The sequence below is a fragment of the Pseudarthrobacter sp. MDT3-1 genome (genome assembly GCF_054510755.1).
Genome location: NZ_JBTNDX010000001.1, coordinates 247,913 through 262,632 on the forward strand (window position 1 = coordinate 247,913; position 14,720 = coordinate 262,632).

General features: G+C 67.0%; 10 protein-coding genes. 3 read left to right on the forward strand and 7 right to left on the reverse strand.

The window, feature by feature from the left end; genetic code table 11:
• Window positions 1–620 precede the first annotated feature (620 nt).
• From ACX80X_RS01165 to ACX80X_RS01185, 5 genes are all read right to left on the reverse strand, one after another.
• The gene (locus ACX80X_RS01165; protein WP_252613706.1) at window positions 621–2,447 is read right to left on the reverse strand and encodes an ABC-F family ATP-binding cassette domain-containing protein; all 1,827 of its coding nucleotides are present in this window, start codon (window positions 2,445–2,447) and stop codon (window positions 621–623) included.
• A 39-nt stretch (window positions 2,448–2,486) separates the two neighbouring features.
• Window positions 2,487–3,449, reverse strand: coding sequence for a 4-(cytidine 5'-diphospho)-2-C-methyl-D-erythritol kinase (locus ACX80X_RS01170; protein WP_252601045.1), 963 nt, complete (start codon window positions 3,447–3,449; stop codon window positions 2,487–2,489).
• Window positions 3,446–4,318, reverse strand: coding sequence for a 16S rRNA (adenine(1518)-N(6)/adenine(1519)-N(6))-dimethyltransferase RsmA (gene rsmA / locus ACX80X_RS01175; protein WP_058929623.1), 873 nt, complete (start codon window positions 4,316–4,318; stop codon window positions 3,446–3,448). Before rsmA ends, ACX80X_RS01170 begins: the two co-directional genes overlap by 4 nt.
• Before the next feature lie 184 nt (window positions 4,319–4,502).
• On the reverse strand, window positions 4,503–5,654 hold the full coding sequence (locus tag ACX80X_RS01180; protein ID WP_252607824.1) for a ubiquitin-like domain-containing protein: 1,152 nt from the start codon (window positions 5,652–5,654) through the stop codon (window positions 4,503–4,505).
• A 283-nt stretch (window positions 5,655–5,937) separates the two neighbouring features.
• Window positions 5,938–6,840 carry a TatD family hydrolase gene (locus ACX80X_RS01185; RefSeq protein ID WP_252601043.1) on the reverse strand — a complete coding sequence of 301 codons (903 nt, stop codon included), beginning with the start codon at window positions 6,838–6,840 and terminating at the stop codon, window positions 5,938–5,940.
• Between the two features lie 164 nt (window positions 6,841–7,004).
• On the opposite strand from ACX80X_RS01185, the gene ACX80X_RS01190 reads away from it, so the two are divergent.
• From ACX80X_RS01190 to ACX80X_RS01200, 3 genes are read left to right on the forward strand one after another with little or no spacing between them, the layout of a single operon-like run.
• Window positions 7,005–8,102: an AAA family ATPase gene (locus ACX80X_RS01190; RefSeq protein WP_252601041.1), complete on the forward strand. Its 1,098-nt coding sequence runs from the start codon at window positions 7,005–7,007 to the stop codon at window positions 8,100–8,102.
• Between the two features lie 13 nt (window positions 8,103–8,115).
• The gene (locus ACX80X_RS01195) at window positions 8,116–9,519 is read left to right on the forward strand and encodes a DUF58 domain-containing protein (protein WP_252601039.1); all 1,404 of its coding nucleotides are present in this window, start codon (window positions 8,116–8,118) and stop codon (window positions 9,517–9,519) included.
• Complete coding sequence (locus ACX80X_RS01200; RefSeq protein WP_252607822.1) at window positions 9,516–12,002, forward strand: transglutaminase family protein; 2,487 nt, start codon at window positions 9,516–9,518, stop codon at window positions 12,000–12,002. The genes ACX80X_RS01195 and ACX80X_RS01200 overlap by 4 nt, the downstream gene beginning before the upstream one ends.
• An 82-nt stretch (window positions 12,003–12,084) precedes the next feature.
• Here ACX80X_RS01200 and ACX80X_RS01205 read toward each other — a convergent pair whose 3' ends face one another.
• Both ACX80X_RS01205 and rsmI read right to left on the reverse strand, forming a co-directional pair.
• Window positions 12,085–13,584 (reverse strand): NAD-dependent succinate-semialdehyde dehydrogenase, encoded by a 1,500-nt coding sequence (locus tag ACX80X_RS01205; protein ID WP_058929629.1) that lies wholly within the window; start codon window positions 13,582–13,584, stop codon window positions 12,085–12,087.
• A 172-nt stretch (window positions 13,585–13,756) separates the two neighbouring features.
• Window positions 13,757–14,716 (reverse strand): 16S rRNA (cytidine(1402)-2'-O)-methyltransferase, encoded by a 960-nt coding sequence (gene rsmI, locus ACX80X_RS01210; protein WP_252601035.1) that lies wholly within the window; start codon window positions 14,714–14,716, stop codon window positions 13,757–13,759.
• Window positions 14,717–14,720 lie beyond the last annotated feature (4 nt).

Consider the following 14,720-nt stretch of genomic DNA (forward strand, 5'->3'; position numbering starts at 1 on the left):
TGCGCGAGCGAAGTGTCCCGGGGTTGCGTGCGCTCGTGGTCACCTACGCGGCGCAGGAGCCCTTCGCCGTCGCTTAGCGCGTTGGTCCCTTCCCAACACTCGCAAGCTCGCGTCGGGGCCCTCGGGACGACGCTTCGAGCCATAGGGGCCCAACGGTCGCTGAGCGACCTTGTGTGCCCGATGGCCCGCGATGCGCGACTACGCGAAGGTCCCCCGCCCCGCTATTGCCGAAAGTTCCGGTCGGCGATCTCCGCCGACCGCAGTTGCCGACGGGTTGCCCGCTGTTCCACGGCACAGTGGTGACTCCCCTCGTGAGCGACCGTCACCAACGCGGAGGGGCTTAAGTGTCCCCTCGCGCCAAGGCGGAGGGGCTTAAGTGTCCCCTCGCGCCAAGGCGGAGGGGCTTAAGTGTCCCCTCGCGCCAAGGCGGAGGGGCTTAAGTGTCCCCTCGCGCTGGAAGCCGGGCTCACGTTCGCCGGAGGCGGTCCTTCCGCAAGGAGCGCATCGCAGGGCATCGGGACGCGGAGGTCGCCCAGCGACCGGAGCGTCCCCTTTGCCCTGTGTCTAAGCGACGCGGAAGGGCCGGCTCCGGCACCCAACCCAACCCAAGTAGCGCCGGGCTACTCGCCGAGGACTTCCAGGGCTTCCATCCATTCGAGTTCCAGGGCTTCGCGGTCGGTGGCGAGGTCCTTGAGTTTTTTGTTCTGGTCGGCGAGGGCGTCGAAGTCGGATGCTGCGGTGCTCTTGACCATTTGGTCGTGAATCTTCTTTTCCTGCTGCTCCAGTTTGCCCAGCTGGCGCTCGATCCGGTTTTTGGCCTTCCGGGCGTCGCGCTTTTCGGCTTCGGAGGAACCGGAGGCAGCGGGTGCGGAGCTGCCGCTCGGACCGCTGACGGGGTTGCCGCCGCCGGTGATCGTGGAGCCGGCCAGGGCGGATTCGCGGAGTTCCAGATACTGGTCCACGCCGCGCGGCAGGGCGCGGATCTTGCCGTCACCAAGCAGCGCCATCTGGTGGTCCGTCACGCGTTCCAGCAGGTAACGGTCGTGGCTGACCACAACGAGCGTGCCAGGCCAGCCGTCAAGGACGTCTTCGACGGCGGCGAGGGTGTCGGTGTCGAGGTCGTTGGTGGGCTCATCGAGCATCAGCACGTTCGGCTCCCCCACCAGCAGGCGCAGGAGCTGGAGGCGCCGGCGCTCACCACCGGACAGATCCCTGACCGGGGTCCACTGCTTTTCGTTGGTGAAGCCGAGCTGCTCCACGAGCTGGCCCGCCGTGAATTCCTTGCCGCCCACGTTAAAGGACCGCTTTTCGCGCTCGATGACTTCGATCACGCGCAGGTCCGAGACGTCGTCGAGCTCTTTGACCTCCTGGGTCAGCACGGCGGTGACCACCGTCTTGCCGCGCTTGACCTTGCCGGATGACGGCTCAATCTCGCCGTTGAGGAGTTTCAGCAGGGTGGTCTTGCCGGCGCCGTTGACGCCCACGAGGCCAAGCCGCTCACCGGGGGCAAGCCGCAGCGTGATGTTGTCGAAGAGTTTCTGTCCGGGGTCGCCGCCGAGGAAGTCCAGTGAGACGTTCTCAAGGTCCAGGACGTCCTTGCCGAGCCGGGCGGTGGCCATCTTGCTCAGGGCTGTGGAGTCACGCGGCTCGGGGACGTCGGCAATGAGGGCGTTGGCGGCCTCGATGCGGAATTTCGGCTTGGCCGTGCGGGCCGGAGCGCCGCGGCGCAGCCAGGCGAGCTCCTTTTTCACGAGCATCTGACGCTTGCCTTCCATAACATTCGCCGCGCGGTCACGCTCGGCACGGGCCAGCACGTAGGCCGCGTAGCCGCCGTCGAACGGGTCCATGATGCCGTCGTGGATTTCCCAGGTCTTGGTGCAGACTTCGTCCAGGAACCAGCGGTCGTGGGTGACCACCAGGAAGGCGCCCTGGTTGGCCCGCCACCGGGTCTTCAGGTGCCGGGACAGCCAGGCGACTCCTTCGACATCGAGGTGGTTGGTCGGTTCGTCGAGCATGATGACGTCATGGTCCTCGATCAGCAGCTTGGCCAGCGCCACCCGCCGCTTCTGGCCGCCGGAGAGGGCGTGGACGTTCGCATGCCAGTCGACGTCGGACACCAGGCCGCCCATGACTTCGCGGATCTGGGGGTTGCGGGCCCATTCATAGTCGGCCTGGTCGCCGACGATCGCAGCGCCGACTGTGAGGTCGCCGTCGAGCACGTCGCTCTGGTCCAGGTAGCCGATGTTGACTTCGCTGCGCTTGGTCACCCGGCCCGAGTCCGGGGTGGAGCGCATGGCCAGCAGGCGCATCAGCGTGGACTTGCCGTCGCCGTTCCGGCCCACCATGCCGATCCTGTCACCTTCCTCGAGTCCGAGGGTGATGCCGTCCAGGACGGTGCGCGTTGCGTACGAAACCGTAAGGTTTTCGCCGCCAAGAAGGTGTGCCAAGAGGGACTGCTTTCTGCTGCTCAGTAAGGAAGGGGACTCTTAAAGGAGAGTATCGGAGATGATGCGCGCCCCATGCACGGGCCCGTGGACAGGGAATGCCGTCAGCCCATAGTGCCGCAGGTCCTCCGCCAGGTTTTCGGCTGCGGCGGGATTGTGGGTCAACAGCGCCACGGTGGGTCCGGAACCGGATACGATTCCGGCCAGGGCGCCGAGCGCTTCACCTCGTCCCAGCGTATCGCGGAGCGCGGGGGAAAGTTCAATGGAAGCCCGCTGCAGATCGTTCACCAGGACCCGGCTCAGGGCATCGGCGTCCCCGCTCCGCAGCGCCTGCAGGATCTTGGGATCCACGGCCGTGGGCTCGGCAACGTCCAGTCCTTCTGCCTCCCGGAGCCGGTCCAGGGCGCGGAAGACCTCGGGGGTGGGCAGCCCATAGTCCGCCGCCACGAGGACCCAGTCCGTTTGGGCCTTGGCCAGTGCCGGCGAAAGGTCGTCGCCAACGCCAAGCCCGACGGCGGTTCCGCCGAGGAGGGAGAAAGGAACGTCGGCACCCAATTCGGCGGCCAGATGGGCCAACTCATCCCGCGACAGCCCGCTGTTCCAGAGCGCGTCACAGGCCAGCAGGGTGGCTGCGGCATCGGCCGAGCCGCCGCCCATGCCCCCGGCCACGGGGACCCGCTTGGTGATTTCAAGGTGCACGCCGGTCGAATGCTCGGAGACATCGGCCATGATGGCTGCGGCCTTGTAGGCCAGGTTCTTCTCGTCCAGCGGAATATCCACGCCGTCCAGGTCCAGGGTGCTGTCAGGACTGATGCTGACGGTGATCCCCGGCATCTCCGTGCTGGTGGCAGCCACTTCCTCATAGAGGGAAACGGCCAGGTACACGCTGGCAACTGAGTGGTAGCCGTCAGCGCGCAAGGGCCCCACGTCCAGGGAAACATTGACCTTGCCGGGCGCCTTCACACGGACCGTCCGTGCGGGAAACTTCCCGGCGGCTGCCTTCACGACCCGGCCTCGCGGGCTTCGGCAATCCGGGCGAAGGCGTGGATGTCGATGACTTCGCCCCGGGCCGATGGAGCCACTCCTGCGGCGATGAGGCAGCGCTCGGCCTCGGCTGCGCCGCCCGCCCAGCCGGCCAGGGCGGCCCTCAGCGTCTTCCGGCGCTGGGCGAAGGCGGCGTCGATCACGGCGAACACCTGCTCACGGGTGGCGGTTGTTTCAGGCGGTTCCCGCCGGGTGAAGGCCACGAGCCCGGATTGGATCTTCGGCGCAGGCCAGAAGACGTTCATGCCGATCACCCCGGCCTTGCGCATGCTGCTGTACCAGGCCGCCTTGACCGAGGGCACCCCGTAGGTTTTTGATCCTGGCCCCGCGGCCAGCCGGTCAGCCACCTCGTCCTGGACCATCACCAGACCGTGCTGCAGGCTGGGGAAATGCTGGAGCAGGTGCAGGACCACCGGCACCGCCACGTTGTAGGGCAGGTTCGCCACAATGGCGGTGGGCTCAACGGGAAGCGATGTGACCTTCATGGCGTCCGCCTGGACCAGGTGGAAAGCGCCCGCCGCGTCCGGCCGCCATGCTTTCACGGTTTCCGGCAGCTTTGCCGCCAGGACCGGATCAATTTCGACGGCGACCACCGTCTGCGCGGCATCCAGCAGGCCCAGCGTGAGGGAACCAAGGCCCGGCCCGACTTCCAGCACCGTCTCGGTTGGCCCGATGTTGGCAACGGAGACGATCCGGCGGATGGTGTTGCCATCGATGACGAAGTTCTGTCCCAGTGTCTTGGTGGGCCGGATACCGATTTCTTCCGCCAGCCGGCGTATGTCGGAAGCACCGAAGAGGGGTGCGGGCGCGGCGGCAGTCGGTTCAGTCACCTAGGCATCCTATCCCGGCCGCGGTGACGGGCCATCCGCTTTCCGCGCGGATCATGCGTGTTTCGCGGTGTATGTTTCCGCTTAACGGCAGCGGCCGGCCCCGGGACAATCCGGGGCCGGCCGCTGTCATCTGCTTGCCTGGCGGCTGTGGTCAGCTGCCGCCAGCGCAGGTGCTCATTGGTGCCTAGCTCGTAGCGGCCCAGCCACAGCCCCACGGCTGCAGGCCACGCTGTGCGTACACGCGGTTGGCGATGTCGATCTGCTGTGCCTTGGTGGCGAGGCTGGCGTTAGGGGCGTAGGCGCCGCCGCCGGAGCCGATCCAGGTCCGGATGTCGAACTGGAGGCCGCCGTAGTAGCCGTTGCCCGAGTTGATGGACCAGTTTCCGGTGGACTCACACTGGGCGATCTTGTCCCACATGGCCTCGTTCATCATGGCCGGGGCCGAGGCGCCGGTGTTCATTCCGGCGGCGGCTGCGGGCTTTGCCTTGGTGCCTACCGTGACCTTTTCCGTCACGGGCTGGACGGAAACAGTTTCGGAGACCAGCGTCCGCGAGGCTTCACGGCCGTCAACCATCACCAGCTTGAAGCTCTTATCCACCTTGCCGGCCACGCCGGCCTGGGTGACCTCTTTCTCGCCCTTGAGAAGCTCAGCGCTCTCAGTGGTCATGCTGTCGAAAGCAACATCTTCAGTAGTGGCCGCGGTCTGGCTGGTATCCACCCGGGAGACCTTAACCACCATGTTGTTGACCACGTGCGCGTTGCCCGGCTGGGAAGTACGGTCGTCGACGCCGAGGGTGATGCCGGCGTCCTCCAGCACCTGGGCGACGGTCCCCGCGGTGGTGGTGGCCGTGGAGGCCTTGCCGTCGGCAACGATGCTGACTGTCTTGGGCGTGGAGATGGAGACAAACGATCCGGCCACGGCGAGCTGGGCGTCCTTCGGGACGGAAACGGAGGAGGAGCTGGCCACTCCCAGTTCGGTGACGAGGCCCGCAACATCCGGCGCCGTGGTGTTGATGGTCTTTTCGGAACCGTCCAGGCTGACCTTCACGGCCTTGGCCATGTTGACGTTGATCACGGTGCCGTTCTCCACTTTGGCGTCCGCCGAGGGCGAGACGCGGTCAGCCGGCTTCAGTTCTACGTTGGCGCTTTTTACGACCTGGCCCACGGTGCCGCCGAAGGACTGGACCGAAGTCACTTTTCCGTCGACGTTGAGGGTAACGGTTTTGTTATTTCCGACGAAGGCCACGAGCCCCAACACCAGTGCACACAGCACCACCAGTTGGGTGCCCACCTTGATAAAACTGAACTTACCGTCCGTTGTGAAGAGCTTGACCACGATTGCCCGTAACTTTAGATCCATCCGGGCACGGGGAAAAACGCAGTGAAATAGCCGGCGCATGACCCTGGGGACAAGCTCCGGGCACCGTTGCGCCGCCACACTCCGCGCGGCAGGCAGAGGGCATCAAAGCCCTGTCTGGTCCTGCTGCGCATGAAGTGAAATTATCCGAAGGCCTTCCCCGACCCCGGCTAATAGTTCTCCACTGTAACCGTAGCGTTATAAAGCGGCCAAGAAATTTACATACGAGGTATGTGAACCAAGCAATGTGACGAGGCCCAGGTCAGTCCCACGATCCGTACGCCCGCACGGTATTTTCGCTAATCCGGGTGCAGAGCTCCGCGAGGTCAGTTCCTGTCAATTCGGCCATGGCGCGGACGGTGTACGGCACCACATAACTGGCGTTGGGACGGCCGCGGTGCGGATGCGGAGTCAGGAACGGGGCATCCGTTTCCACCAGCACCAGGTCCGGGTCCGCCACTCCCAGCGCGGCGCGGAGGTTAGCCGCATTCTTAAAGGTCAGCGTGCCGGCAAAGGACATGTTCCAGCCTGCGGCATTGCAGATCCTGGCGAGCGCCTCATCACCCGAGAAGCAATGAAACACAACCCGCTCCGGAGCCCCCTCCTCGCGCAGGACCTGCACGACGTCGTCGTGCGCATCGCGGTCATGGATCTGCAGCGTCAGGTCCAGGCGCTTGGCAATATCGATATGCCGTCGGAACGAATAGCGCTGGTGGGCCAGGCCCTCCCCTTCGGTGCGGAAGAAATCAAGGCCGGTCTCGCCGATAGCCCGGATCCGGGGGTGGGCGGCCAGTTGCTCAATCTCCGCCAGCGCATCTTCCAGCTCGCCGCGCCTGGCATAGTCCGGGGCGTCGTTGGGGTGCAATGCCACTGCCCCAAGCAACCGGCTGTCCAGGTCAACGGCGCGGACCGTGAACCGGGAGGACTCCAGGTCGCAGCCCACCTGGACGGCCCCCTGCACTCCGACCGCCTGGGCCGCATCCAACGCCGCGGCGATGCCCACCGGGCTCTCGCCATCGGGGAAATCCAGGTGCGTATGGTTGTCCATCACGGGGACCGGCAGCGGCTCCGGCGCCGGCGGATAGTCCTGCCGCGCCTGCCGGCCGGCGTCTGCAGGGTCCGCCCCGGCGGCACGGTAAGCGGCGGGAATCAGCGAATTGCACATCCCTCAAGCCTAGCGGCGGCGGATCGCGGCAGAATTCCCGGAACTCTCTGTCAGCAAGGGCAGTTGTGTTAGTAGGCTGGTACGAACAGATGCGAACGCCCACCGCCGGGCGAAGGCAGGCCTGCTGTCCCGTTCCGGGTGATCCCCGGACTGAAAGGTTGCAGATGGACTCCCACCGCCGCACCGCCGTCAACGAGGTAACCCCTGCCAGCCGGAACTTTACCCCCGTGACGGAGCAGGTGGGCCATCTCAACGGTTACAAGGCAGCAGCCATGGACGCGGACTCATTCCACGCGGCCAGCCAGCGGATCCTGGCCTCGATCAACACCGTCATTGACGGAAAGTCGGATGCGGCCAGGCTTGCCCTGACGGTGTTGCTGGCCCAGGGCCATCTGCTCCTGGAGGACGTGCCAGGTGTGGGCAAGACCCTCCTGGCCAAAACCCTCGCCCGGAGCATTGACTGCACGGTCAGCCGCATTCAGTTCACTCCTGATCTGCTGCCTTCGGACGTGACGGGCGTGTCCATCTATAACCAGGCGTCGCGGCTGTTCGAGTTCCGCCCGGGTGCCGTCTTCGCCAACATTGTTATTGGCGATGAAATCAACCGCGCGTCCGCCAAGACCCAATCCGCCCTCCTGGAGTGTATGGAGGAACACCAGGTGACCGTGGACGGGGACTCGTACAAACTCGACGAACCGTTCATGGTGGTGGCCACCCAGAACCCGATCGAGATGGAAGGCACCTATCCACTCCCCGAGGCCCAGCGCGATCGCTTTATGGCGCGGATTTCCATGGGCTATCCGGACAAGGACTCCGAAATCGAAATGCTGGAGACCCATCAGGCAACCTCCCCGTTGACCAAGGTCTCCGCTGTGGTCACCTCGGCGGACGTCGCAGCGATGATCGCCACGGTCCAACAGGTTTACGTCTCCCAGGCCATCAAGGAATACACCGTCTCAGTAGGCCGCGCAACGCGCGAAAGCCCCCTGCTCCGGCTGGGCGCCAGCCCTCGCTCCATGCTCCAGCTGCTCCGGGCCGCGAAGGCCACGGCGGCGCTGGACGGCCGTGATTTTGTGCTGCCAGACGACGTCGTCAGCGTGGCGGAATCCGTGCTGGCCCACCGGATCATCCTGGACCGGAAGGCGGCCGGCGCCGGCGAGACCCCGCACAGCGTCATCCGGGGCATCCTCTCCCGGCTCCCGGTGAACCAGGACCCGGTGAACAACCCGGCCCCGCCGGCCGGACTGCGGCGGAACCACTAGGCAGGGCCGTCATATGGCGCTGCGTGACCGACTGCCCCGGCACCTGTTCAGCCAGCGTGGCTGGGGGCTCCTGGCCGCCGGCGCCGTCTGCCTGTTGTCTGCGCAGATCATGGGGCGGCGGGACCTGCTGAGTCTGAGTGTCCTGCTCATCGTCCTTCCCCTGGTTTCGCTGGCCGGGATCAGGCTCCTCAAGCCCCGGTTCCAGGTTTACCGCGAGTTCAACCCGTCCCCGGTGGAGACCTCCGCCGCCACCACAGTGCGGCTCGCCGTGGCGCGGACCGGTTACGGGGGCGGCCGGGCGATCATGGAGGAACGGCTGCCGCCACGGTTCGGCGAGTCCCCGGCCTTCCATTTCCCCGCCCGCTCGGCCAAGGGCGGGACCAGCAGGTACGAATACCACTTGCGCTCCACCAAACGCGGACAGTACCTGATCGGCCCGGTAACCGCAGAGTTCACGGATCCGTTCGGGCTGTCCCTGCACAGGCGGTCAATTGACGACGGCGACACACTCACCGTGACGCCCGCCGCCGTCGAGCTTCCCGTGACGGGCCTCGCGGGAGCCCGCGGCAACGACGGCATCACAGCAACCCGTACCCGCGCCAACCCCAGCGACGATGACGTCATGACCCGCGAATACCGCCCGGGCGATCCCATGCGCCGGGTGCACTGGGCGGCCACCGCGCACCACGGCGCCCTGATGGTGCGCCAGGAGGAGTCCGTCACGACGCCGGAGGCCACCATCATCCTTGACCAACGGTTCGCGGCATTTTCCGGCGGGCACGGATCCGGTTTCGGGGGCAATGCGGCCGTGGACGGCCACGAGATGATCACCAGCGGCACGTTCGAGTGGGCCGTGGTGGCCGCGATCTCCATCTGCAGGCACCTGTCGGAGCGGAACTACGCCCTCCGCCTCCTGGGCCCCCGCGGCGAACCCGCGTTCCTCCGCTCCCCGTCCGCACCGGAACCGGAAGCGGAAGAGTTCAGCGGAGTGTCCGGGCTCCAGTCGATCGCCGAAAGCCTCGCCGCCATCCAGCTGTCCGGTCCGCACCACGCTGCCCGGGACCACGGTGGCCAGGATGCCGGACCGGCCGTTTTCGACGATCACCTGATGGACAAACTCTCCGCCCACCGGATGCGGGGGCCCCTTATTGCCGTGCTCGGCAGGATCTCTCCGAGCGAGGCCAGAGCCCTCGCTCCGGCGGCGGGTTATGGCGCGAATGCCTTCGCCATCATCGTTTCCGAGAGGCCCGCGGATTCCGAGGACTCTTTGGAGGCCCTCCGCCGGGGCGGCTGGCGGGCAGTGGCGGTGCCAACCTCGGTTCCGGTCCCGGACGCCTGGGCGCACTTCGACCAGGGTGGTGCTGCGCCGGCCACGGCAGCGGCAGACGTACGCCGCGGAGCGGCGGTGGGACGGTGACACTGGCACCGGAACGCAACGCGTCCCGCGGGCAGGCAGCCACAGGTGCCCCGGGCCAGGTTCCGGCACGGACGCGGGTCGGGGCGTACCACTGGGCCATGGCCGGCGCCGTCGCCCTGTCCGTGGCCGGCGCCGCGATTTCCCTCAACGGTGTCCTGCGGGGTTGGGCCTGGTACTTGCCCCTCTTGACCACGGTGGTGGTGGTCTGCCTGACCATCGCCACGCTCCGCGCGCTGCGGGCCCATCCTCTCGTGGTGGCTGCCGGCGGCTTTGCCTCCCTGATCGCGATTCTCACCCTGACGTTCTTCCGGAGCACGGGCATTGCCGGTTTCATCCCGTCCGGGGCAACCCTGGCTGAAGTGGACAGGTTCGTCCGCCGGGCGAGCGAGACGGTACTTGCGGAAAGTGCCCCGGTGGCCCCGAACGCCGGAATCGTTATGGTCAGCTGCGCAGCCCTGGGCCTGACAGCCATCCTCATCGATGCGCTGGCCGTACCGCTTGGCATGCCGGCAACAACCGGACTGGGCCTGCTGGCCATCCTGGTAGTCCCCGCCACCGTGAAGCCCCAGAGCGTGGGGGTTTGGGGCTTCACTGCCACGGCGGCCGGGTACCTCCTGATCCTCGCGTTCAGCCAGTGGTTTGCACCGGATTCCCGCACTGCGGCCGACAGCGGCCGGAATCCCGGCCAGTTCCGGCGGGCCATGCTGACCGGAACCGTGGCACTGGTGGCAACACTGGCAGTGCCGGCGGCCATCCCCGGGTTCGACCACGGCACGTTTCCGCAGGGCTCCCGGCTGAACCCGTGGGGCGCCGGGACCGGCTTGAACCCCATAATTACCTTGGGAAACAGCCTGCGGGCACCGGCCGGCAGCGGGCGGATCACCTATGCCACCAACGCGGCCGGGCCGCTGTATCTGCGGTCCGTCACAGTTGACAATTTCGACGGCGAATCCTGGGGACCTGATGACCGCGACGCAGAGCGCCGCCCCGTGGCCGGACAGTTTGAGACGGGCCACGAGATCGTCGCCGAGGAGCAGCTCCGCCAGGTGACTGCCGTGGATACGGGCACGTTCACCAGCCCGTACCTGCCGTTGCCGTACGCGCCGGAAACAATCCGCGGGCTCAATGGCGCCTGGACATGGGACCCGGCCACCTTGGCCGTCAAGGGTTCCAACACCAACACGCGGTCACAGCAATACCTTGTGGTGTCCACGGCGCCGAAGCTCACGGCCACCCTCCTTCAACAGTCGTCGCAGGCCGTGCAGGGAATCCCGGCCGACTTCACCAGGGTTCCCGGCAACGTCCCGGACATCGTCCGCAGCACGGCTGACACGGTGACAGCTTCGAGTGACACACCCTTCGCCAAGGCCATGGCCATCCAGAAATACCTTCGCTCAGGGGAGTTCACCTACTCGCTCCAGTCACCTGTCCAGGGCGGCTACGACGGTAACGGGCTCTCGGTGCTGGCCGATTTCCTGACCCAGAAGAGCGGATACTGCATCCATTACTCGTCCGCGATGGCCGTGATGGCCCGGCTGGAAGGTATCCCCAGCCGCATCGCGGTTGGCTACGCGCCGGGCCGAAGCACTGGTTCCACGGTTTCAGTGGCCGGGCAAGGGGCGCTGCCGGAGTATGAGGTGGACGCCCGGGACGCCCACGCCTGGCCCGAGCTCTACTTCCAGGGATTGGGGTGGGTGCCCTTCGAACCCACGCCGTCGCGTGGTGTCATACCCGCGTACGCCACGGAAACCAGCACACCCGGCATCCCCGGTTCGCTGGGTAATAACGAGGACCTCCTTCCCGGCGCAACCGCCCCGACCCCCACACCAAGCGCCACGGCCGTGCCCCTCCCCGGTGCAGGTGGCGGCGCAGGGGACCTCGGGCAGCTGCTCCTGCCATGGCTGCTGGGGACGGCGGCCGCGCTGGGCCTCGTCCTGCTGGCGGCCTCGCCGCGGCTGGTGAGGATGGGGCGGCGTGCCCGGTGGCTCCGCACCGAGGGCCGGGCGCGGGAGGACGTGATTCCGCTGGCGTGGGCCGAAATCCGTGATCTCGGAACCGACTACGGACTGCCACCGGACGCCAGCGAAACAGCCCGGACGTATTCCACACGGCTCCGCCATTCATCGCTGCTCGGCGAACATGGAGGCATGGACGACGCCGCGCACCAAGCCATCCGCAGCCTCACCTCCGACTTTGAACGCCGGCACTACGGCCCGCCTGTCCAGGACACAGCCGGCCGCGGCAGGACAGGGGCCATTGCCCCACGCATCGCGGCGGTGCAGCATTCCCTGCGTGCCAACGCCTCGCTCCCTCGACGCCTCCGTGCCGACTGGCTCCCGCCGTCGGTTCTGGGCCGGTGGGCCTGGCTCCTGGCTGCCCCGTTCAGAGGGCTCAACAGGCTGGCGCGCCGGACGGCAAAAGCCGCCGCACGCTCCTGGTCGAGGGCACGCGGCGGCTTGTTCCGGCCGCGTGGTAGCCAATAGCGGCTCGCCGCGGCGGCTCCCTACTGGCGGTGGAGGAAGCGGCTGACCGGAGGATAATCCTGTCAGCCGGAGGTCAATCCTTTCAGCCGGCGTAGGGGTCCGCGATGCCGATGTACTGGGTGTAGAGGTATTCCTCGATGCCTTCGAGGCCGCCTTCACGTCCCAGCCCGGACTGCTTGACGCCGCCGAACGGTGCGGCGGCATTGGAGATGACACCGGCGTTCAGGCCGAGCATGCCGGTCTCGAGCCGTTCGCCCATCCGGATGCCGCGGTTCAGGTCGCGCGTGAAGACGTACGCCACCAGACCGTATTCGGTGTTGTTGGCCAGGCGGACGGCTTCGTCCTCGGTGCCGAAGGTGATGATCGGGGCGACGGGGCCGAAGATTTCCTCGGACAGGATCCGCGTGCCTTCGGTGACGCCGGTGAGGATGGTGGGCGGGTAGAAGTAGCCCGGGCCCTCGGCCGGGGCGCCGCCCAGGACAGCCTTGGCGCCGGAGGCCACGGCATCGGACACCAGCTCATGAACCTTATCCCGGCTCTTGGCATCGATCAGCGGACCCACTTTGGACTCCGGTTCGGTGCCCCGGGCGGTGGTCATCTCACCCATTTTCGCGGCGAACTTCTGGGCAAATTCGTCGGCGACGGACTCGTGGACGATGAACCGGTTCGCCGCGGTGCAGGCTTCGCCCATGTTCCGCAGCTTCGCCAGCATGGCACCGGCGACGGCGGCGTCCAGGTCCGCGTCCTCGAACACCACAAACGGGGCGTTGCCACCGAGTTCCATGGAGGTCCGCAGGACGGTCTCGGACGCGTCGGCGAGCAGGCGCCGGCCCACCTCGGTGGAGCCCGTGAACGAGAGTTTGCGCAGGCGCTGGTCCTTGATCAGCGGGCCGGTGGTGGCCCCTGCCGTGGACGTGGGGATGACGTTCAGGACTCCGGCCGGCAGGCCGGCCTCCTGCATGACTGCCGCGAACAGCTGCGAGGTCAGCGGCGTGAGGTTGGCCGACTTCAGCACCATGGTGCAGCCGGCCGCGACAGCAGGGGCGATCTTGCGCGTGGCCATGGCCAGCGGGAAGTTCCACGGCGTGATCAGCAGGCACGGGCCCACCGGCTTCTTGGTGACCAGCAGGCGGGACTTGCCATCGGGCGAGACCGAGTAGCGGCCAAACGCACGGACAGCTTCCTCGGAGAACCAGCGCAGGAACTCGGCGCCATAGGCGACCTCGCCGCGGGCCTCGGCCAGCGGTTTGCCCATTTCCATGGTCATCAGCAGCGCGAAGTCCTCGGCACGGGCCGTAACCATCTCAAAGGCACGGCGCAGGATTTCGCCGCGTTCACGGGCCGGGACCTTCGCCCACGATTCCTGCGCTGCGGCGGCCGCGTCCAAAGCAGCTTTGCCGTCTTCGGCGCCGGCGTCAGCGATGCTGAGGAGCACCTTGCCCGTGGCGGGGTCCTCGACGTCGAATGTCTTGCCTGACGCCGCCGGGCGCCATTCGCCGTTGATCAGCAATCCGGTGGGAACAGAGGCCAGCAGTGCGATTTCGCGCTCCGCGGTAACAGCTGGCTGTGCGGTGACAGTCACGGTGACTCCCTCGTCAGTAAGGTTTGGTTCAGCCTTGGCGCAGGGCCTGGGCGGCCTGCCGTTTGGCTGATTTACTGTCACACTACTGCCGCGGCCGCCAGAGGGTCTACGCCTGGACGCACTGCTGAAGCGAGATTTCGTTGTGCAGCTGCACAGCTGGCCTTTAGTACGCTCAGCGTGCCGCGAGGACCGCCGAGTACAGCTCCCGCTTGCTGACGCGGACGTCCTCGGCTACGGCGGCCACGGCTTCCTTGAGCCGGATTCCCTGGGCCACCAGCTCGTTGACGGCCGCCACGTGGTCCTCGGGGGTGCCCGGCGCCTGCTCAGGGGCGCCGCCCAGCACCACGGCAATCTCGCCGCGCACCTCGTTGCCTTCGGCCCACAGCAACAGTTCCCCGACCGTCCCGCGGATAACTTCCTCGTAGGTCTTGGTCAGTTCCCGGCAGACGGCGATCCGCCGCTCGGCACCGAAACGCTCGCGCAGGGCCCGCAGCATCGATTCCAGCCGGTGCGGGGCCTCAAAAAACACCATGGTCCGGCGTTCGGCCGAAAGGTCCGCCAACCGCGAGGCCCGTTCGCCGGCTTTCCGGGGCAGGAATCCCTCAAAACAGAAGCGGTCGGTGGGCAGACCGGACAGTGCCAGGGCGGTCAGTACCGCGGACGGGCCAGGGACGGCGGTCACGGTGAGTCCGGCTGCCACAGCGCCTTCCACCAGCCTGAACCCCGGGTCCGAGACCGAAGGCATGCCGGCGTCTGTGACCATGACCAGGGTTTTGCCGGACCGGACGTGCTCCAGCAGTTCCGCGGTCTTGGTGGCCTCGTTGTGCTCGTGGTAGCTGATGACCCGCCCGGCGACGGTGACTCCGAGGCTCTGGACAAGGCGGTGCAGGCGCCTGGTGTCTTCGGCGGCCACGATGTCCGCCGTCCCCAGGAGCTCGATCAGGCGGGCCGACGCGTCTCCCGTATTCCCGATGGGCGTTGCCGCCAGTACAATCCGGCCCGGCCCCGTGGCGACGGGTGCCGCTGCAGCCGGGTCCGCTGCCACGTGAACCTCTGTCTCTGGCTCCTCCCCGGCGGCAAGGGAAGGTTCTGCGGGGCGGGAATCGGCGAAGGTGCTGGGGTTAGGGTCCACTCCC

What these genes read in the sequence shown, in the direction of transcription:
- ACX80X_RS01185 (WP_252601043.1), bottom strand. Translation starts at nt 6,840, where the DNA reads ATGTGCAATTCGCTGATTCCCGCCGCTTACCGTGCCGCCGGGGCGGAC.
- ACX80X_RS01190 (WP_252601041.1), top strand. Translation starts at nt 7,005, where the DNA reads ATGGACTCCCACCGCCGCACCGCCGTCAACGAGGTAACCCCTGCCAGC.
- ACX80X_RS01195 (WP_252601039.1), top strand. Translation starts at nt 8,116, where the DNA reads ATGGCGCTGCGTGACCGACTGCCCCGGCACCTGTTCAGCCAGCGTGGC.